Source organism: Rhodoferax sp., from assembly GCF_028715765.1.
Classification (GTDB): domain Bacteria; phylum Pseudomonadota; class Gammaproteobacteria; order Burkholderiales; family Burkholderiaceae_C; genus Rhodoferax.
In genome coordinates, this window is sequence record NZ_JAQURE010000030.1 from 23,703 (window position 1) to 40,607 (window position 16,905).

The 16,905-nt window shown below is 54.9% G+C and carries 23 protein-coding genes; 5 read left to right on the plus strand and 18 right to left on the minus strand.

Going from position 1 to position 16,905, the window contains the following annotated elements; translation table 11 throughout:
• From secY to rplN, 11 genes are read right to left on the minus strand one after another with little or no spacing between them, the layout of a single operon-like run.
• Positions 1-1,296 (minus strand): preprotein translocase subunit SecY, encoded by a 1,296-nt coding sequence (secY, locus tag PHT20_RS11220; protein WP_301020584.1) that lies wholly within the window; start codon positions 1,294-1,296, stop codon positions 1-3.
• Positions 1,297-1,334: 38 nt separating this feature from the next.
• Complete coding sequence (gene rplO / locus PHT20_RS11225; protein ID WP_301020567.1) at positions 1,335-1,766, minus strand: 50S ribosomal protein L15; 432 nt, start codon at positions 1,764-1,766, stop codon at positions 1,335-1,337.
• Positions 1,767-1,776: 10 nt separating this feature from the next.
• The gene (rpmD, locus tag PHT20_RS11230; protein ID WP_300081687.1) at positions 1,777-1,959 is read right to left on the minus strand and encodes a 50S ribosomal protein L30; all 183 of its coding nucleotides are present in this window, start codon (positions 1,957-1,959) and stop codon (positions 1,777-1,779) included.
• 15 nt (positions 1,960-1,974) lie between these two features.
• Complete coding sequence (gene rpsE, locus PHT20_RS11235; protein ID WP_301020568.1) at positions 1,975-2,499, minus strand: 30S ribosomal protein S5; 525 nt, start codon at positions 2,497-2,499, stop codon at positions 1,975-1,977.
• 17 nt (positions 2,500-2,516) lie between these two features.
• Positions 2,517-2,882, minus strand: a complete 366-nt coding sequence (gene rplR / locus PHT20_RS11240; RefSeq protein WP_300081681.1) for a 50S ribosomal protein L18 — start codon at positions 2,880-2,882, stop codon at positions 2,517-2,519.
• A gap of 11 nt (positions 2,883-2,893) precedes the next feature.
• Positions 2,894-3,427: a 50S ribosomal protein L6 gene (gene rplF / locus PHT20_RS11245; RefSeq protein ID WP_301020569.1), complete on the minus strand. Its 534-nt coding sequence runs from the start codon at positions 3,425-3,427 to the stop codon at positions 2,894-2,896.
• 26 nt (positions 3,428-3,453) lie between these two features.
• Positions 3,454-3,849, minus strand: coding sequence for a 30S ribosomal protein S8 (rpsH, locus tag PHT20_RS11250; RefSeq protein WP_300081675.1), 396 nt, complete (start codon positions 3,847-3,849; stop codon positions 3,454-3,456).
• An 18-nt stretch (positions 3,850-3,867) separates the two neighbouring features.
• Positions 3,868-4,173, minus strand: coding sequence for a 30S ribosomal protein S14 (gene rpsN / locus PHT20_RS11255; RefSeq protein ID WP_301020570.1), 306 nt, complete (start codon positions 4,171-4,173; stop codon positions 3,868-3,870).
• An 8-nt stretch (positions 4,174-4,181) separates the two neighbouring features.
• Positions 4,182-4,721 (minus strand): 50S ribosomal protein L5, encoded by a 540-nt coding sequence (gene rplE / locus PHT20_RS11260; RefSeq protein WP_301020571.1) that lies wholly within the window; start codon positions 4,719-4,721, stop codon positions 4,182-4,184.
• Between the two features lie 2 nt (positions 4,722-4,723).
• On the minus strand, positions 4,724-5,044 hold the full coding sequence (rplX, locus tag PHT20_RS11265; protein WP_300081669.1) for a 50S ribosomal protein L24: 321 nt from the start codon (positions 5,042-5,044) through the stop codon (positions 4,724-4,726).
• A gap of 9 nt (positions 5,045-5,053) precedes the next feature.
• On the minus strand, positions 5,054-5,422 hold the full coding sequence (gene rplN / locus PHT20_RS11270; protein ID WP_075585457.1) for a 50S ribosomal protein L14: 369 nt from the start codon (positions 5,420-5,422) through the stop codon (positions 5,054-5,056).
• 343 nt (positions 5,423-5,765) lie between these two features.
• Between rplN and proC the strand changes: the two genes are divergently transcribed.
• Positions 5,766-6,581, plus strand: a complete 816-nt coding sequence (gene proC, locus PHT20_RS11275) for a pyrroline-5-carboxylate reductase (RefSeq protein ID WP_301020572.1) — start codon at positions 5,766-5,768, stop codon at positions 6,579-6,581.
• Positions 6,582-6,663: 82 nt separating this feature from the next.
• Here proC and ubiA read toward each other — a convergent pair whose 3' ends face one another.
• Together ubiA and PHT20_RS11285 are read right to left on the minus strand one after the other, a co-directional pair.
• Entirely contained in the window at positions 6,664-7,527 is an 864-nt protein-coding gene (gene ubiA, locus PHT20_RS11280; RefSeq protein ID WP_301020573.1) for a 4-hydroxybenzoate octaprenyltransferase, read from the minus strand.
• Between the two features lie 19 nt (positions 7,528-7,546).
• On the minus strand, positions 7,547-8,506 hold the full coding sequence (locus PHT20_RS11285; protein WP_300081659.1) for a LysR substrate-binding domain-containing protein: 960 nt from the start codon (positions 8,504-8,506) through the stop codon (positions 7,547-7,549).
• Between the two features lie 189 nt (positions 8,507-8,695).
• Here PHT20_RS11285 and PHT20_RS11290 point away from each other — a divergent pair, with 189 nt between their 5' ends.
• On the plus strand, positions 8,696-9,127 hold the full coding sequence (locus tag PHT20_RS11290; RefSeq protein ID WP_301020574.1) for a CBS domain-containing protein: 432 nt from the start codon (positions 8,696-8,698) through the stop codon (positions 9,125-9,127).
• Positions 9,128-9,158: 31 nt separating this feature from the next.
• On the opposite strand, the gene recG is transcribed toward PHT20_RS11290, so the two are convergent.
• Positions 9,159-11,273, minus strand: a complete 2,115-nt coding sequence (gene recG, locus PHT20_RS11295; protein ID WP_301020575.1) for an ATP-dependent DNA helicase RecG — start codon at positions 11,271-11,273, stop codon at positions 9,159-9,161.
• Positions 11,274-11,429: 156 nt separating this feature from the next.
• Here recG and queA point away from each other — a divergent pair, with 156 nt between their 5' ends.
• Positions 11,430-12,512: a tRNA preQ1(34) S-adenosylmethionine ribosyltransferase-isomerase QueA gene (gene queA / locus PHT20_RS11300; protein WP_301020576.1), complete on the plus strand. Its 1,083-nt coding sequence runs from the start codon at positions 11,430-11,432 to the stop codon at positions 12,510-12,512.
• On the opposite strand, the gene PHT20_RS11305 is transcribed toward queA, so the two are convergent.
• Both PHT20_RS11305 and PHT20_RS11310 read right to left on the minus strand, forming a co-directional pair.
• Positions 12,495-12,884, minus strand: coding sequence for a type II toxin-antitoxin system VapC family toxin (locus tag PHT20_RS11305; protein ID WP_301020577.1), 390 nt, complete (start codon positions 12,882-12,884; stop codon positions 12,495-12,497). The genes queA and PHT20_RS11305 overlap by 18 nt on opposite strands.
• The gene (locus tag PHT20_RS11310; protein WP_301020578.1) at positions 12,881-13,111 is read right to left on the minus strand and encodes an AbrB/MazE/SpoVT family DNA-binding domain-containing protein; all 231 of its coding nucleotides are present in this window, start codon (positions 13,109-13,111) and stop codon (positions 12,881-12,883) included. The genes PHT20_RS11305 and PHT20_RS11310 overlap by 4 nt, the downstream gene beginning before the upstream one ends.
• 207 nt (positions 13,112-13,318) lie before the next feature.
• Here PHT20_RS11310 and tgt point away from each other — a divergent pair, with 207 nt between their 5' ends.
• Positions 13,319-14,581: a tRNA guanosine(34) transglycosylase Tgt gene (gene tgt / locus PHT20_RS11315; protein WP_301020579.1), complete on the plus strand. Its 1,263-nt coding sequence runs from the start codon at positions 13,319-13,321 to the stop codon at positions 14,579-14,581.
• A 218-nt stretch (positions 14,582-14,799) separates the two neighbouring features.
• Complete coding sequence (locus PHT20_RS11320) at positions 14,800-15,018, plus strand: hypothetical protein (RefSeq protein ID WP_301020580.1); 219 nt, start codon at positions 14,800-14,802, stop codon at positions 15,016-15,018.
• Between the two features lie 25 nt (positions 15,019-15,043).
• Here the strand turns inward: PHT20_RS11320 and PHT20_RS11325 are convergent, their stop codons facing one another.
• Together PHT20_RS11325 and PHT20_RS11330 are read right to left on the minus strand one after the other, a co-directional pair.
• Positions 15,044-16,459: a hypothetical protein gene (locus PHT20_RS11325; protein ID WP_301020581.1), complete on the minus strand. Its 1,416-nt coding sequence runs from the start codon at positions 16,457-16,459 to the stop codon at positions 15,044-15,046.
• A gap of 2 nt (positions 16,460-16,461) precedes the next feature.
• Positions 16,462-16,824, minus strand: a complete 363-nt coding sequence (locus PHT20_RS11330) for a hypothetical protein (protein WP_301020582.1) — start codon at positions 16,822-16,824, stop codon at positions 16,462-16,464.
• Positions 16,825-16,905: the final 81 nt, after the last annotated feature.

The window sequence follows — 16,905 nt, forward strand, 5'->3', positions numbered from 1 at the left end:
TTAAGAAGCCTTAAAGTTTGCTTTTTTCAAAAGCGAGTCATATTGCTGCGACATTAAATAATTTTGAACTTGAGCCATGAAATCCATTGTTACAACAACAATAATCAAAAGTGATGTACCCCCAAAATAAAATGGGACGTTGTATTTCAAAATTAAAAATTCAGGAAGCAAACAAACTAAAGTGATGTAGATTGCACCGATAAACGTCAAACGAAGCAAAATCTTGTCAATGTACCGTGCTGTATTATCCCCAGGACGTATACCAGGAACAAAAGCTCCACTCTTCTTTAAGTTTTCAGCTGTTTCCTTGCTGTTGAAAACCAGAGCTGTATAAAAGAAGCAGAAGAAAATTATTGCTGCAGCATAAAACATTACGTAGACAGGTTGGCCAGGTGTCAAGGATCCTGCTATATCTTTGAGCCATCTCATAGATTCACCAGCACTGAACCAACCAACAACTGTTGCAGGTAACAAAATAATAGACGATGCGAAAATTGGAGGAATTACACCAGCCATATTCAACTTAAGCGGTAGATGCGAAGACTGACCACCATAAACTTTGTTACCAACTTGTCGGCGTGCATAGTTCACAAGTATTTTTCGTTGACCACGTTCAACAAAAACTACAAAATACGTAACAAGCCCCACCAAAACAACAATAACCATTGAAATTATGATGCTCATTGCGCCAGTACGCACCAGTTCGAGTAAACCACCAACTGCGCTTGGGAGTCCAGCTGCGATACCTGCAAATATCAATATTGAAATACCATTACCAAGACCACGTTCAGTAATCTGTTCACCCAGCCACATTAGAAAAAGCGTTCCTGAAGTGAGCGTAACAACTGCTGTCATGCGAAAGCCAAAACCCGGTGCAATCACTAACCCAGCTGAACTCTCAAGTGCTACAGCAATACCAAGAGATTGAAACAGTGCCAAACCCAGTGTTCCATAACGAGTGAATTGTGTAATTTTTCTTCTTCCAGCTTCACCCTCTTTTTTCAGCTGTTCGAAAGTAGGAACAACATAGCCCAAGAGCTGCATAATGATCGATGCCGAAATGTATGGCATGATTCCTAATGCAAATATCGTAAATCTGGACAGTGCACCACCTGAGAACATGTTAAACATGCCCAAGATGCCACCTTGTTGACCTTTGAAAAATTGTTGTAGCTGATTCGCATCGATACCAGGCACAGGAATATGTGCTCCAATACGATAAACAACAAGGGCAAGTAATAAAAAGATAAGACGGCGACGTAAATCACCATACTTATCTGTTTTTACAGAGCTCATTGAGCTAGAAGTTACCACTGAGCTTTTTCCAAAACGATTTATTGAAGGCTACCACCAGCCGACAGCAAAGCTGCCTTCGCACCAGCAGTTGCACCAATTCCAGTCAGAATGAACTTTTTGGAAACTGTACCGGTGTGAATAACTTTAACAACCTTGGCTATTTCATTCACCAAACCAGCCTGCTTCAAAACAACAATATTGATTTCACCAGCTTCCAACGAATTCAATGCATCTAGAGTTACTTCAGCATTGAACTTTAGCAGTGCAGACTTGAAACCGCGTTTGGGAAGACGGCGCTGCATAGGCATTTGACCACCTTCAAAACCAACTTTATGGTAGCCACCAGCGCGTGATTTTTGACCTTTGTGTCCACGTCCAGCCGTCTTACCTAAGCCTGAGCCGATGCCACGACCTACACGGCGTTTGTAATGCTTTGCTCCGTCTGCCGGCTTGATGCTATTGAGTTCCATTTTTTACCTCTTAAAGCACTTTAACTAAATAGCTAATTTTGTTGATCATTCCACGCACTTCTGGTGTGTCAATCAACTCACTTGTGCTGTGCATTTTGCGCAAGCCCAAACCACGAACTGTTGCGCGGTGAGACTCGGCACAGCCAATCGGACTGCGTACGAGTTTCACTGTTACTTTCTTTTGTGAAGTCATGTCAACAATCTCCGATTAGGCAAACAATTCTTCAACTGTTTTACCGCGTTTTGCAGCAACATTTGAAGGTGTAGTAGCGTTTGATAGTGCATTCAGCGTTGCACGCACCATGTTGTAGGGATTGGATGAACCGTGGCTCTTTGCAACGATGTCTGTAATTCCAATCACTTCAAAAACAGCGCGCATTGGGCCACCAGCAATGATGCCAGTTCCCTTGGGCGCCGGTGCCATCATGACTGATGCTGCGCCATGGTGACCCATGACTTTGTGATGGATTGAACCATTTTTGAGAGAGACTTTTGACATGTTGCGACGAGCTTCTTCCATCGCTTTTTGCACAGCAGCTGGCACTTCTTTCGATTTACCTTTACCCATGCCAACAGTGCCATCGCCATCACCAACAACTGTCAATGCTGCAAAACCTAGAATTCGACCACCCTTCACCACTTTGGTGACGCGGTTGATCGCAATCATTTTTTCACGCAAGCCATCTTCAGGCCCATCAGCCTTACCTTGCATTTTCGCTTGTACTTTAGCCATCTTAATTTCCGATCTGCTTAGAACTGCAAGCCAGCTTCACGTGCCGCTTCAGCCAACGCTTTCACGCGGCCATGGTACGCAAATCCAGCACGGTCAAATGCCACTTTCTCAATCCCAGCCGCTTTGGCTTTTTCAGCCACGCGTTTGCCAACCACTTGTGCTGCAGCGACGTTACCGCCCTTGCCAGACGCACCCAAGGCTTGACGAACTTCGGCTTCTGAGGTTGAGGCTGTTGCCAAAACTTTGGAACCATCTCCAGAAATAACACTTGCGTAGATATGCAAGTTGGTGCGGTTGACCGTTAAACGCGCTACGCCTTGATTGGCAATGCGAATGCGCGTTTGACGTGCTCTGCGAAGACGCTGCTCTTTTTTGCTCAACATAATGCAGATCCTTATTTCTTCTTGGTTTCTTTGATAGCTACTTTTTCTTCTGCGTAACGAATGCCTTTGCCTTTGTATGGCTCTGGCGGACGAATTGCACGAATCTCAGCAGCAACTTGACCAACACGCTGACGGTCAGCACCCTTGATCACCACCTCAGTGGGAGTTGGTGTAGTCACAGTGATACCTTCAGGCATCACCTTGTCAACCGGGTGGGAATAGCCAACTGTTAAGTTGAGTTTGTTCCCAGTTGCTTGAACTTTGTAACCCACACCGATCAAAGTTAGCTTCTTTTCAAAGCCCTTGGTCACACCAAGAACCATGTTGTTGACCAGTTGCCGCATCGTGCCTGTCAGGGCATCTGCATTGCGCGAGTCATTGGCAGCTGTGAAGCTGACCGAACCTGACACATCGGTGATTTTTACTAAGGCATTTTGCGCAAGTGTCAACTGACCACCAGCACCTTTAACGATGATCTGTTGCTCATCCATCTTGAATTCCACACCTGATGGAATTGAGACAGGCATTTTGGCTATACGAGACATTTGTTACTTCTCCTGAATGTCAAGTATCAAGCGACGTAGCAGAGAACTTCTCCGCCAACACCAGTTGCACGCGCTTTACGATCTGTCATCACACCTTTTGGTGTGGTGACAATTGCAACACCCAGTCCGTTTTGGACTTGCGGGATTGCATCGCTACCACGGTAAACGCGCAAGCCTGGACGACTCACACGCTCAATTCGCTCGATGACAGGACGACCTGCGTAGTATTTCAACGAAATTTCTAAAACTGATTTGCCTTCTGTTGTAGTCACTTTGATGTCATCAACGTAACCTTCATCTTTGAGAACTTGCGCAATGGCAACTTTCAATTTTGAAGACGGCACACATACTGAAGTTTTCGCAACCATTTGAGCGTTACGAATACGTGTCAGCAAGTCGGCGATCGGATCACTCATACTCATATCTATTTCTCCTACCGATTACCAGCTGGCTTTGACAATGCCAGGAATTTCCCCAGCAAATGCCATTTCACGAATTTTTGCTCTGGCCAAACCAAAGTGTGCAAATGTGCCACGTGGGCGACCTGTGATTGCACAACGGTTGCGCTGACGTGTTGGGTTTGCATTGCGTGGAAGCATTTGCAAACCTAAGCGCGCGACTGCTCGTTCTTCATCGGTGCGTTTGGCATCCGTAGAAATAGCTTTCAATTCCGCATGTTTTTTTGCGAATTTGGCAACCAGTTTGTCTCGTTTGAGCTCGCGCTCGATTAAAGCCATCTTAGCCACAGATCACCTCAGTTCTTGAAGGGGAAACGGAAACCAGACAAAAGTGCTTTGCACTCATCATCTGTCTTGGCCGTTGTTGTGATGCTGATATTGAGACCACGCAAAGCGTCAACTTTGTCGTATTCAATTTCAGGAAAAATAATTTGCTCTTTCACGCCGATGTTGTAGTTTCCGCGACCGTCAAATGAACGGCCTGAGATACCACGGAAGTCGCGAACGCGTGGCAAAGCAATTGTCACAAAGCGATCCAAAAACTCATACATCTGAGCGCCACGCAATGTCACCATGCAACCGATGGCTTGACCTTCACGAATCTTGAAACCTGCAATGGCTTTTTTCGACATGGTGACCACGGGTTTTTGACCGGCGATTTTTGTCAAATCACCAACTGCATGATCCATGACTTTTTTATCTGCAACTGCTTCGCTCACACCCATATTGAGTGTAATTTTTGTCATGCGAGGCACTTCCATCACTGATTTGTAGCCATATTTAGCCATTAATTCAGGAGCCAGTTTTTCACGGTAGATTTCTTGCAAACGAGCCATGTTCATGCCACCTTGATTTCTTCACCGCTTGATTTGTAAACGCGTGTGCGTTTGCCATCAGCAAGTAATTTGATACCAACGCGATCTGCCTTACCGGAAGCCGCATTAAAAATTGCTATGTTGGATTGATGGATGGGCATGGTCTTTTCCACAATGCCGCCCGCCTCACCCTTCATGGGGTTTGGTTTTGCGTGTTTTTTCACAACGTTCACACCCTCAACAATGAGATGTGAATCATCGCTACGCAGCGTTACCTTACCGCGCTTACCTTTGTCGCGCCCAGTGAGCACGATCACATCGTCGCCTTTGCGAATTTTGTTCATGTGATGTCCTTACAAAACTTCTGGTGCCAAAGACACGATCTTCATGAATTTTTCAGTGCGCAATTCACGTGTGACCGGGCCAAAGATGCGAGTACCAATTGGCTCAAGCTTGGCATTCAGCAGCACTGCCGCATTGCCATCAAACTTAACCAATGAACCATCACTACGACGAATTCCCTTGGCAGTTCGAACCACTACCGCACTGTAAACATCGCCTTTTTTGACACGTCCACGTGGAGCAGCTTCTTTGATACTCACTTTGATGATGTCGCCTACGCTAGCGTAGCGACGTTTAGATCCGCCCAGCACCTTGATGCACAGAACGGACTTGGCACCGGTGTTGTCGGCGACTTCGAGTCGAGATTCAGTTTGGATCATTTGTTTAATTCCCAACTTGCACTGAAACTTGCTATTTGCACAACGCAAATTTGGTTTTCAGTCAGTCTTGGGCCCGTCACACACAACATAAACCACTTACGTTGTGCATCTTGGGCAGATAATTCGCTTTAGTGCGAAGTCTTGTATTATGCATTAAAAATGCTCAGACATTCAAGTTTGTCTTGTTTTTTTCATTCATCTCCACGATCCGGCTTTGGTGCGTTGCAACGCCGTATTGTCTCTTGCACCTTGTTCACCCATTGACTCCAACTTCAGTCGTCTGCGCTTTGTTTAGACTCGGTGCTTTTAAACGCTCAATCAGTTCCCGCTGACCTATTCCTTTATGAGACAACACATTGCATTCATTGGCGGTGGCAACATGGCCAGCGCCATCATTGGCGGTTTGATCAAACAGGGCCTGAGCCCCCAGCTCATTGACGTGGTGGAGCCCTTTGAGGACGCACGCACCAAACTCCAAAGCAACTTCGGCATCACAGCCCAGCCGCAGGCCGGGGCTTTTTTGACGGCTGCCAAGCTGGTGGTCTGGGCCGTGAAACCTCAAACTTTCAAAGAAGCCGCCCATAGCGTCGCTGCCCACACCACCCAGGCACTCCATTTAAGCGTTGCCGCAGGCATTCGCAGCGACAGCATTGCGGCTTGGCTGGGGACTGAGCGAGTTGTCCGTGCCATGCCCAACACCCCTGCGCTGATTGGCCAAGGCATCAGTGGGCTGTTTGCCCGTGCCGCAGTCACCTCAACCGACAAGGCGCAGATTGAGCAAGTGATGTCAACCACTGGCCAATTTCTGTGGCTTGAGGGTGAATCCCAGTTGGATGCAGTCACCGCTTTGTCCGGCTCCGGTCCCGCCTATGTGTTTTACTTCATGGAAGCCATGACGATGGCTGGCGTGGAGATGGGCTTCACGCGCGATCAAGCGTATCAGTTGGCCGTGGCCACCTTCTCTGGCGCCAGTGCCCTTGCTCAAGCCTCCAGCGATTCACCCCAGGTACTGCGCCAACGCGTCACCTCCAAAGGCGGCACCACCTTTGCCGCCATTTCCAGCATGGAAGACAACGACGTGCGCGCCCTGTTCATTGATGCCATGTATGCCGCTCGCGAGCGTGCCAAGCAACTGGGCGACGAATTCGGCAAAGCTTGAGGAAAAAAAGACAGGGCAGCTCCGCGCCTGCAGATAAGTGCTTACTGGATTTCAGGTCAAGCCCGCAGCAACAGGCTGTTGGCTATTGAACGAAGTAGCTGGCTGCAATGCCCGCAAACACCGCAAAGCCGAGCCAGTGGTTCAGCCGAAAAGCTTTGAAGCAGCCTTCACGGCTGCGGCTACGGATCAGCGTAAAGTGCCACAGCACCTGCGCCAAAGCTACCAGAATAGCTATGTAAAACATAGCTCCTTGAGCATATGAAATAAGGGCTACAGCCCATATTGTTATAAATAACAAGTAACACAGCAGCACCACCGGCACATCCCAGGCGCCCAACGTGATGGCCGAGGTTTTGATGCCAAGTCGCAGATCATCGTCGCGATCCACCATGGCGTACTCGGTGTCATAGGCCAACACCCAGCACAGGTTACCCAGCATCAGCACCCAGGCCAGTGCCGGCACTTCGCCCTGCACCGCAGCAAACGCCATCGGAATGCCCATGCCAAAGGCCACCCCCAGTACGGCTTGCGGCATTGATACGTAGCGCTTGGCATAAGGGTAAGCCAGTGTGATGGCCAGCGCCGCACCCGATATGCCCACCGTGAGCGTGTTGGTGCTCAGCACCAGCCCAAACGCCAGCAGCGCCAGCACCGCCCCCACAGCCAAAGCCTCTTTCACCGACACTGCGCCGGTGGTCACCGGCCGCTGTGCAGTGCGCTTGACATGTTTGTCGAATTCGCGATCAGCCACATCGTTGATGCAGCAGCCAGCACTGCGCATCAAAATCGTACCCGCCACGAACACCGCCAGCAAATGCCAGCCCGGAAAACCATCCGCGGCCACCCACAGCGCACTCAGTGTTGGCCACAGTAGCAGCAGCCAACCCGCAGGCCGATCCCAACGGATCAAAGCCAAATACAACTTAAATTTGCCAGAAAAATGCATCTTTTTGAGACCCCAAACTTCACGACAAACGCGTCACACCCGGCAACTCGCAGGCGTAAATGGCGTTGCGCAGGGCGGCAATGGCTTCGTAGCGGGTAAAGCTGCGCCGCCAGGCCAGCACAATGCGCCGGGTTGGGGGTGCGCCACTGTCCTTGTCCACAATCGGCAGGTACTTCACATACGGGTCTTCGTCGCGTTTGCGTTGGGTGCTGAAGGCTTCTTTGGGCACACTCAAACGCGGCACCAGCGTCACCCCCATGCCGGCCGCCACCATATGCTTGATGGTTTCGAGAGATGAGCCCTCAAAACTTCTGCGAATCCCCTCTGCGTTGCTTGAAAAGCGGGCAAATTCGGGGCACACCTCCAGCACATGGTCTCTGAAACAGTGGCCACTGCCCAGCAGCAGCATGGTCTCGTTTTTCAGCGCCTCGCTGGTGACCTGCGTTTGCGCTGCCAACGGGTGATGAAAGGGCAATGCGGCCATGAACGGCTCGTCATACAGCGGCGCAATAGCCAGCCCGGCATCTGGAAAAGGCTCAGCCAAAATGGCGCAGTCAATCTCGCCCGTGCGCAGCATCTCCAGCAATTTGACAGTGAAGTTTTCTTGCAGCATCAGCGGCATTTGCGGTGTGCGGGTGATCATTTGGCGCACCAGATCGGGCAACAAATAGGGGCCAATGGTGTAAATCAGCCCCAGCGTGAGCGGGCCGCCCAGCGGGTCTTTGCCACGTTTGGCAATTTCCTTGATCACTGCGGCCTGCTCCAGCACGCTTTGCGCCTGGCGCACGATGTCTTCGCCCAACGGCGTGACCGTGACCTCGTTGGCACTGCGCTCGAACAGCTTCACATCCAGCTCTTCTTCAAGCTTTTTGATTGCCACCGACAGGGTGGGTTGCGACACATAGCAGGCCTCAGCCGCTTTGCCAAAGTGGCGTTCACGCGCCACCGCCACGATGTATTTGAGTTCAGTCAAGGTCATCCGGGTATTTTCACCCAGAGCAGGGCGCGGCATGCCCAGCCCTGACACCACCCTGTCCCAACAAGACGTTTCGATGTCAGCCCTTGAGTTGGCGCAAGGGTGGGTTGAGGGTCTCCACCAAGCTGAAGGTTGACGCCGGTCAATATGCGTGTGGGCTTGCTCGCTAGCATGAACGCCCGGAGGTTCCCCATGTTTGATTTACCCGTGAAAAGCGTCATGGATCGCAACAAATTCATCACCGTTTCACCCGACCACACCATCAGCCAGGCCGCCCAGTTGATGGCGCACAAACATTTTGGTGTGGTCTGGGTCATTGACGATGCGCAGCTGGTTGGCGTGCTGACTGAGCGTGATGTGGTTTTCAGGGTCATCGGCCAGGGGCTTGACCCGCATACCACGCAAGTGCAAACCGCCATGACCCACCACCCGCAGTCCATCGGTCTGGAAGACGCTTTTGGCACCGCGCTGATCAAAATGCACACGCATGGTGTGCGGCATTTGCCTGTGATAGAGCAGGGCCAGGCCATCGGCGTGGTGTCGGCGCGGCACGCCATGGACCCAGAACTAGACGAGTTTGTCTCAGAAGCGCGGCGCCGCGAGCATTACCAAACCGGGCCTTAACGCCGCGCCACATTGCCTCAAAACTGGCGCTTTATGCCTTTAAAAATTCGGCCTTGCTACCCAACCAACGCTGCACATGCTGCTCGGCCAGCGCCGGGTACTGGTCAAGCATGAGGGGTGCCAGGCGCCGGGCCCAGTCCAGCAACGCGGCATCTTCTGCCACATCGGCAAAACGCAGCATGGCATCGCCCGACTGGCGCGCGCCCATGAATTCGCCTGGGCCACGAATTTCCAGGTCGCGCCGGGCAATCTCGAAACCATCGTTGCTCTCAGCCATGGCGCGCAGGCGGGCACGCGCGGTTTCACCCAGCCGCGGCGCGTCACCCGTTGAATACAGCAGCACACAGGCCGAGGCGGCCGCGCCGCGACCCACCCGCCCACGCAGCTGGTGCAACTGGCTCAGGCCAAAACGCTCGGCGTGTTCAATCACCATCAACGACGCATTGGGCACATCCACACCCACCTCAATCACCGTGGTACTGACCAGCACGCCCATTTGGCCACCAGTAAACAGGCTCATCACCGTTTTTTTCTCGGCCATCGGCATGCGCGAGTGCAGCAGCCCCACCATCACCCCCGGCAACGCAGCGCTGAGCTGGGCATGAGTTTCGGTGGCGTTGGTCAAGTCCAACGCCTCGCTTTCTTCAATCAAAGGGCAAACCCAGTAAATTTGCCGCCCCTGCGCCAGCTGGCTGCTGATGCGGGCGATCACCTCGTCGCGGCGCGCCTCATGGATCACTTTGGTGATGATGGGGGTGCGCCCAGGCGGCAGCTCGTCGAGTGTGGACACATCCAGGTCAGCGTAGTAACTCATGGCCAGTGTGCGTGGAATAGGCGTGGCCGTCATCATCAAGAGATGGGGCTCCGGCCCGGTAGCAGGCTCACTTTCCAAATTCATGGCGCTGGCGTCTTCGGACATTTTTGACCTCAAGGCCAGCCGCTGTGCCACGCCAAAGCGGTGCTGCTCGTCGATGATGGCCAGCGCCAAATGCTTGAACTGCACCTTGTCTTGAATCAGCGCGTGCGTGCCCACCACCAGCTGCGCCTGGCCGCTGGCAATCAGCGCCAACATCTCGCGCCGCTCACGTGCTTTTTGGCTGCCAGTGAGCCAGGCCACGGTGATGCCTAAAGGGTGCAGCCAGCCGACCAATTTGGCAAAGTGCTGGGTCGCCAAAATTTCAGTGGGCGCCATCAGCGCGCACTGCCACCCGGCATCCATGCACACCGCCGCCGCCAACGCCGCCACCACGGTTTTGCCAGCGCCCACGTCGCCTTGCAACAGGCGGTGCATGGGCACCGGGCGCGCCATGTCTTGGGTGATCTCAGCCACCACGCGCACCTGGGCTTGGGTCAACCCAAATGGCAAGGCCGCCAGCAGCCGACTGGCCAGGGTTTGACTCCCCGGCGCTTGTGCCAACCGTGGTGCACGCAGCAGAGCCCGCGCCCGGCGCGCTTGCAGTTGCGACAACTGCTGTGCCAACAGCTCTTCAGCTTTGAGCCGCTGCCACGCCGGGTGCGTGTGATCTTGCAATGCGGCCAATGCCACATCAGGCGTTGGCGTGTGTAAAAAAGAGAGCACCTTGCGCATATTCCATAAGCGCTGAAGGCCTATTTCTTCTAAAAAATGCACTGGTACGGTGTCAGACAACTCAGCGCGCGCCAAACCGGCTTGCACGGCGCGGCGCAAATAGCTTTGCGGCAAACCCGCCACACTGGGGTACACCGGCGTCAACGCGGTGGCCAGCTCACCGCCGGCGGGTTTGACCACCGGGTGCATCAGGGTCAAACCAGCAAAACCACCCCGGATTTCGCCGCGCACCCGCACCTGGCTCCCCACGGCCAGGGTCTTTTGCAGCGCCGGGTAAAAGGTAAAAAACCGCAGCAAACAGGTGCCAGTGCCATCGTCCAGCGTCACCATCAGCTGGCGCTGGCCGCCCAGCTTGACCTCGGCATGGGTCACCCGGCCTTCCACCTGCGCCACATCGCCCTCGCGCACCTGGTGCAGCTTGACCAACTGGGTTTCGTCTTCATAGCGCAGTGGCAGGTGCAGCGCCAGGTCAATGGGGCGGTTCAACCCCAGCTTGCGCAACGCCTTTTGCGGGCCAGTCAAGGGCTTGGCAACTGGTGGAGTGGGGGCGGTTGACATGGCTGGATTTTGCCCACTTTGCTTGGCATGCCAAACACAGTGCACACGCACGGCAGGGCGCAACAACACTGGGGCGGTTGTGCGCAAGTCATGCTCAGACTGCGACAATGCGCCCCTCTTTCACTTGGCACGGGGCACGTTCACCCCTCAAGCACCATGCACACCCTACATCCAGACACCCGCCGCACTTTTGTACTTAGCGACTTCGACTTTGAGTTGCCCCCCGAGCTGATTGCCCAGCACCCCGCGCCGGAGCGCAGCGCCTCGCGGCTGCTCGACGGCACAGGCAGCACGCCTGTAGACCGTATCTTTCGCGACTTGCCCGCGCTGTTGCATCCCGGCGACCTGATGGTGTTCAACGACACCCGCGTCATGAACGCCCGCCTGTTTGGCGAAAAGGCCACCGGCGGCAAGCTGGAGCTGTTGATTGAGCGCGTGCTGGGCGGCAACCAGGTCGCTGCGCACATGCGTGTCAGTAAAAAGCCAGAGGTGGGCAGCACCGTGCGCCTGGTGGCTGCGCCTGGCAGCAACGACAACTTAAGCGCCACCTTGCTGGGGCGCTGGCCTGATGCACCCGGCCCGCTGTTTCGCTTTGTGCTCTCCAACGATGCGGGTGACGACCCCTACACCCTGATGGCGCGCCACGGCCATGTGCCACTGCCACCCTACATCACCCACGCCGACTCCCCCGAGGACGCGCAACGCTACCAAACCGTGTTTGCCAAAAATATGGGCGCCGTGGCCGCCCCCACCGCTGCGCTGCATTTTGATGAAGCCCTGCTGGCCGCCATTGATGCCCGAGGGGTGCAACGTGCGCATGTGACGCTGCATGTGGGTGCTGGCACGTTCCAGCCGGTCAAGACCGAAAACCTGGCCGAGCACCAGATGCACAGCGAGTGGTATGACGTGCCCGCTGCCACCCAGCAAGCCGTGGCTGACTGCCGCGCACGCGGTGGCCGCGTCGTTGCAGTGGGCACCACCAGCGTGCGCACGCTCGAATCCTGGGCCCAAAGTGGCCAGGCCACCGGTGACACCCGAATCTTCATCACACCGGGGTTTGATTTCAAGCTGGTGGATGCGCTCATCACCAACTTTCACCTGCCCAAGTCCAGCCTGATGATGCTGGTGAGCGCCTTTGCCGACTATGAACACATCATGGCGCTGTATGCCCACGCCATCAACAGCCAGTACCGATTCTTCAGTTATGGCGATGCCATGCTGCTACAGCGGGCGAGCTGACGGTTTGGCAAAGTAGTTCACCCCCGGCAAGCCCTGGTAGTCAATGTCTTGTGTCCAGAACGTGGCACCCAGCTCTTGCGCCAGGCTGTACATCATGGCATCGGCCATGGCCAGGCGGTGCGCTGCCGCCACTTGAGCCGCAGCCACCGCACGTCGGTCGGTGATCTCCAGCACACGCCCCAGACGCATCACGTCCAGGCACTGCGCCACAGCATCGGGTGGCACTTTGCGACTCAGCACCTTGTGCACTTCAAACAGGGCAATCACGGGGACGAACAAGGCGTTGCGCTGCTCAATGACGGGCTTGAATTTGGGCCCATTGGCACCGGCCAGAAAAAACTCGATCCAACCCGATGCATCAACGACGTTCATTCAAACTCCCGATCGGGTTCTTTTTCAATTTCCAGATCAGCCGGGTTCAGGTTGTACTTTTTCAGCATCCCGTAATACGCACGCATCGGCAACTCCGGCTTGATCACCAGCTCTTTCCCGCGCAACTCGAATTTGATGTGCGAACCCGCGCTGATGCCCAGTTTGGCGCGCATGGCAGCGGGCAGCGTGACCTGCCCTTTGCTTGATACAACTGCTTCAGCCAACATGATGAAATCCTTTACAAAATAATATGTAAAGTAAATCATAGTCGTAAAGCGGATGAAGCACCAACACCTCAAGCCATCAGTAGCCATCCTCGTTTGGACTTTTCACTGGGCAGGCTGTTCCGCCCCACGGCTACCAGTGACTGTGCCACTGAGAATTGGCTCGCCATCAGATCAAAGACAATACCGACCAAGCTTTTTTGAACCACCATGACACACGACCACCCCCACGATCACGACCATCCCCACGCGCACCCAACGCAGCCGGTGGTGCAGTTTGACCAGCTCCGCACCGACCCGCCCGTGCCCGAAACTGGCTACGCCGGCAGCCACGCCCGCCGTGGCACGCTCACCCTGAACCACGGCATGGTGCAAACGCCGATCTTCATGCCGGTGGGCACCTACGGCACGGTCAAGGGCGTGATGCCGTCAAGCCTGGAAGACATGGGTGCACAAATCATTCTGGGCAACACCTTTCACCTGTGGATGCGCCCCGGACAAGACGTGATGCAAAGCTTTGGCGGCTTGCACGCTTTTGAGCGCTGGAACAAACCTATCCTCACCGACTCGGGTGGCTTTCAGGTCTGGAGCCTGGGTGCGATGCGCAAAATTTCTGAGGAGGGTGTGCACTTCAGCAGCCCGGTCAATGGCGACAAGCTGTTCATGTCGCCCGAAGTGTCAATGCAAATCCAGACCACATTGAACAGCGACATTGCCATGCAACTGGACGAGTGCACGCCCTACCTGTCGGTGGAGCCCAAGACCAAAGGCCAGATCACCACCGAGGTTGAAGCGCGCAAAAGCATGGAAATGAGCCTGCGCTGGGCCCAACGCAGCCAAGCCGAGTTTGCCCGACTGGAAAACCCCAACGCGCTGTTTGGCATTGTGCAAGGCGGCATGTTTGAGCACTTGCGCCAGGAGTCGCTTGAGGCTCTGGTGGAAATGGACTTCCCCGGTTACGCCGTGGGGGGTGTGAGCGTGGGCGAGCCCAAGGACGAAATGCTGCGCATCATGGCGCACACGCCACACCGCCTGCCCTGGCACAAGCCACGCTACCTGATGGGTGTCGGCACGCCTGAAGATTTGGTCGAAGGCGTGGCGCAGGGTGTGGACATGTTTGACTGCGTCATGCCCACGCGCAACGCCCGCAACGGCACGCTGTTCACCCGCTTTGGCGACCTGAAAATGCGCAACGCCCGCCACAAGTCAGACCACGGCCCGCTGGATGCCACCTGCACCTGCTATGCCTGCAAAGGCATCACGCGCCCAAACGGCACGGTCAGCGGCGGTTTCAGCCGCGCCTACCTGCACCACCTGGACCGCTGCGGCGAAATGCTCAGCCCGATGCTGTCCTCCATCCACAACCTGCACTATTACCTGAACCTGATGCGCGAGGTGCGCGCCGCCCTGGACGCAGGTACGTTTGGCGCGTTTCGGGCGCAGTTCAAGGCCGACCGAGCGCGCGGGGTATAGGCCAATGGCGTGAATTTATCCTGGCAAAACATGGAATGAAACGCCATGTTTTGCCAAGGTGTTTTCGCTCGACCTGCTGCGCAACTTCAAGGGAATGGCCGGTCTACAGGCAGAACCATCGAACGTCTCATAGCGACCGGAAGATGGCCATCTTGAAAGTCACAAAAGTGAAATTTAATCCGGTCATGATGGAGTTTTAGCCTGCACACACCGGATACATGCCACACACTGCCACCTCTGAGATATCGCCCAACGGCTTGCGCTACACCAGCAAACAAAACGGCTCGCCGTTTCGCGGCATGAGCAGCTCTGGGGAAACCCTGAGCTGCATCCAATGCGGCCAGCACAAACTGCGCAGCAAAGGGCTTTACAAGCGTTACTTGAATGCGTTGTTTTTCTTTTGTGCGGATTGCAAACCGCGGCTGGCCAAGGGGTAAAGCCGTTTCTCTTGGCGGTTGTACTTCACGCCAACAACTCACCTATTGACTTCGCAGCTTGCTCGACCTTTCCAGACATGGGCACAGCCAGCAAAGCCACTTCGACTTGACGCAGGCCATGGCGCACTGTGGCGCGTGACAACACCCGGCCCTCTTGCTGCATGTGCCGCCACTTTGCATCGGGCGCAGGGTAAGCCAAGCATGCCACCACTCTGGGGGTGTCAAACAAACTGGTGTAGGCCAGGCACTGCAACAAATCATCACGGTGCTGCGCTTGCCAGTCATGGTGTCCTGCGCCATACAAGCCATAGCCCACCAATTGCGCGTGGCGTTTGTATTTGGCGTCGATCACCACCGTCACGCCAGGTCGATGCAACACCACATCAGGAATCAATGACCGCTGGGTGCCATACCTGGCAGGCTGCCAATGCAAGCGCACTGTGGTTTCCTGACGCCGCCCCGTGCTGAGGGTGGCACCTGTCTGGCGCGCCGCATGTTCCGCAATGGCTTCCACCCAAGCTTCAAAAAACGATGCCATGTCCATGCGCCAGGGCAAGCCAGCCAGGTCACTGGTGCCGCCCAAACCACGCTCATCTGCAGTCCACTCAATGGCCTCCAAGCCCTTGCGAAAAACCTCTGCCTGAGCCGTGCCAGACGGCACATGCCACCCAGGTGCCGGGCGCAGGGGCGCAAACTGACGCAGCACCGTGAGCAAGCTGTCGCAGCGTTGCAGCAGTTGCCGCACCACCTCATGGCGCCCAAGCTGCCCACGCAGCGCACCTTGATGACACAACACGGTCCAGTGCAACGCGGCACCCAGCTTGGCGTCTGGTAGCAGGTCTGGAAAGCGGCAAGGCACTTGCAACCACTGGCCACGGGCCACGTGTGCCGTCACGTAGCGCGCCCATTGCACTTGGCCTTTGGGCGCAGGCAGCACATCGTCTTGAAACTCAAAGCGGCGATTGAGTTGCTTGACCACAGCGGCAATTCGCATCAGCACCGTGGCACTGAGCACCCAGGGGGGAATCAGGCGGTCAGACTGCGCCACCATGCGGGATATTGGCAAAATCTCTGGCGTGATCCGAAACCCCGTGCCGCTGAGCATGTCGCCTGCGCTGCGCCAGCTAAAACGTGGCTCAATCACCAGCCCCAAATCAGGCTTGGCCGTGGCGGGCGAGAGCAGTGGCAAGGCGCCAATGTGGGTGTCGGTGTCGAGCCAGACACCCATGGCACCTTGCGATGTGCCCACTTGTCCGTGCACACCAAAGTCACGCAACAGTCCGCCGTTCATGCGCAAAAAATCTTCGCTGCGCCGCTGCGAAAGCTCTTGCACCTTTCGCGGCTCTGTTTTGGCATCCAAAAACCACGCGGCAGCCGGTACAAAACTGCGGGCACTGTCTGGCAGCCGCCGAACGGGTTGTATGAGCCCTGCGCTGGCCATGACTATTCGGGCAGGCCGTCAATGAAGGCGTAAATTTCATCGCGAAAGCCACTTACATGGCCTTGGGCGATGTACTCCAGTAGCAGGGGTTTGAGCTCGGTGTGCAGCTTGACCTTGGCACGAGCCTCATCCACTTCCAAAAAATAGGCATGCCCAGGCAACAGTTGAAAACCGTCATCTGCCGCATGCATGACAAAAATATTCAGCAGCTGTGTAAAGGTTTGCAGCATCAGCGGGCAAGCCTGGGCTGGGTCACGCAACACGGCAAGGTCTGGCCACATCGTCACAAAGGCAAACCGGCGCCGCACCGCCACATCCATCAACCCAGATAGTCCATTAGGATTTTCAAAAGAAAAGTGGTGCAAACCTCCCAGTGCAGATTTCTAATGGATACCATTAGAAATTCCGTTTGAAATCATACGGTTATCCAACAGTCTGGAGGTGAG

Bases quoted from the DNA above. Each gene is read 5' to 3' on its own strand.
- secY (WP_301020584.1), bottom strand. From the start codon at position 1,296: ATGAGCTCTGTAAAAACAGATAAGTATGGTGATTTACGTCGCCGTCTT.
- rplO (WP_301020567.1), bottom strand. From the start codon at position 1,766: ATGGAACTCAATAGCATCAAGCCGGCAGACGGAGCAAAGCATTACAAA.
- rpmD (WP_300081687.1), bottom strand. From the start codon at position 1,959: ATGACTTCACAAAAGAAAGTAACAGTGAAACTCGTACGCAGTCCGATT.
- rpsE (WP_301020568.1), bottom strand. From the start codon at position 2,499: ATGGCTAAAGTACAAGCGAAAATGCAAGGTAAGGCTGATGGGCCTGAA.
- rplR (WP_300081681.1), bottom strand. From the start codon at position 2,882: ATGTTGAGCAAAAAAGAGCAGCGTCTTCGCAGAGCACGTCAAACGCGC.
- rplF (WP_301020569.1), bottom strand. From the start codon at position 3,427: ATGTCTCGTATAGCCAAAATGCCTGTCTCAATTCCATCAGGTGTGGAA.
- rpsH (WP_300081675.1), bottom strand. From the start codon at position 3,849: ATGAGTATGAGTGATCCGATCGCCGACTTGCTGACACGTATTCGTAAC.
- rplE (WP_301020571.1), bottom strand. From the start codon at position 4,721: ATGGCTCGTTTGCAAGAAATCTACCGTGAAAAACTGGCTCCTGAATTA.
- rplX (WP_300081669.1), bottom strand. From the start codon at position 5,044: ATGAACAAAATTCGCAAAGGCGACGATGTGATCGTGCTCACTGGGCGC.
- rplN (WP_075585457.1), bottom strand. From the start codon at position 5,422: ATGATCCAAACTGAATCTCGACTCGAAGTCGCCGACAACACCGGTGCC.
- proC (WP_301020572.1), top strand. From the start codon at position 5,766: ATGAGACAACACATTGCATTCATTGGCGGTGGCAACATGGCCAGCGCC.
- ubiA (WP_301020573.1), bottom strand. From the start codon at position 7,527: ATGCATTTTTCTGGCAAATTTAAGTTGTATTTGGCTTTGATCCGTTGG.
- PHT20_RS11285 (WP_300081659.1), bottom strand. From the start codon at position 8,506: ATGACCTTGACTGAACTCAAATACATCGTGGCGGTGGCGCGTGAACGC.
- PHT20_RS11290 (WP_301020574.1), top strand. From the start codon at position 8,696: ATGTTTGATTTACCCGTGAAAAGCGTCATGGATCGCAACAAATTCATC.
- recG (WP_301020575.1), bottom strand. From the start codon at position 11,273: ATGTCAACCGCCCCCACTCCACCAGTTGCCAAGCCCTTGACTGGCCCG.
- queA (WP_301020576.1), top strand. From the start codon at position 11,430: ATGCACACCCTACATCCAGACACCCGCCGCACTTTTGTACTTAGCGAC.
- PHT20_RS11305 (WP_301020577.1), bottom strand. From the start codon at position 12,884: ATGAACGTCGTTGATGCATCGGGTTGGATCGAGTTTTTTCTGGCCGGT.
- PHT20_RS11310 (WP_301020578.1), bottom strand. From the start codon at position 13,111: ATGTTGGCTGAAGCAGTTGTATCAAGCAAAGGGCAGGTCACGCTGCCC.
- tgt (WP_301020579.1), top strand. From the start codon at position 13,319: ATGACACACGACCACCCCCACGATCACGACCATCCCCACGCGCACCCA.
- PHT20_RS11320 (WP_301020580.1), top strand. From the start codon at position 14,800: ATGCCACACACTGCCACCTCTGAGATATCGCCCAACGGCTTGCGCTAC.
- PHT20_RS11325 (WP_301020581.1), bottom strand. From the start codon at position 16,459: ATGGCCAGCGCAGGGCTCATACAACCCGTTCGGCGGCTGCCAGACAGT.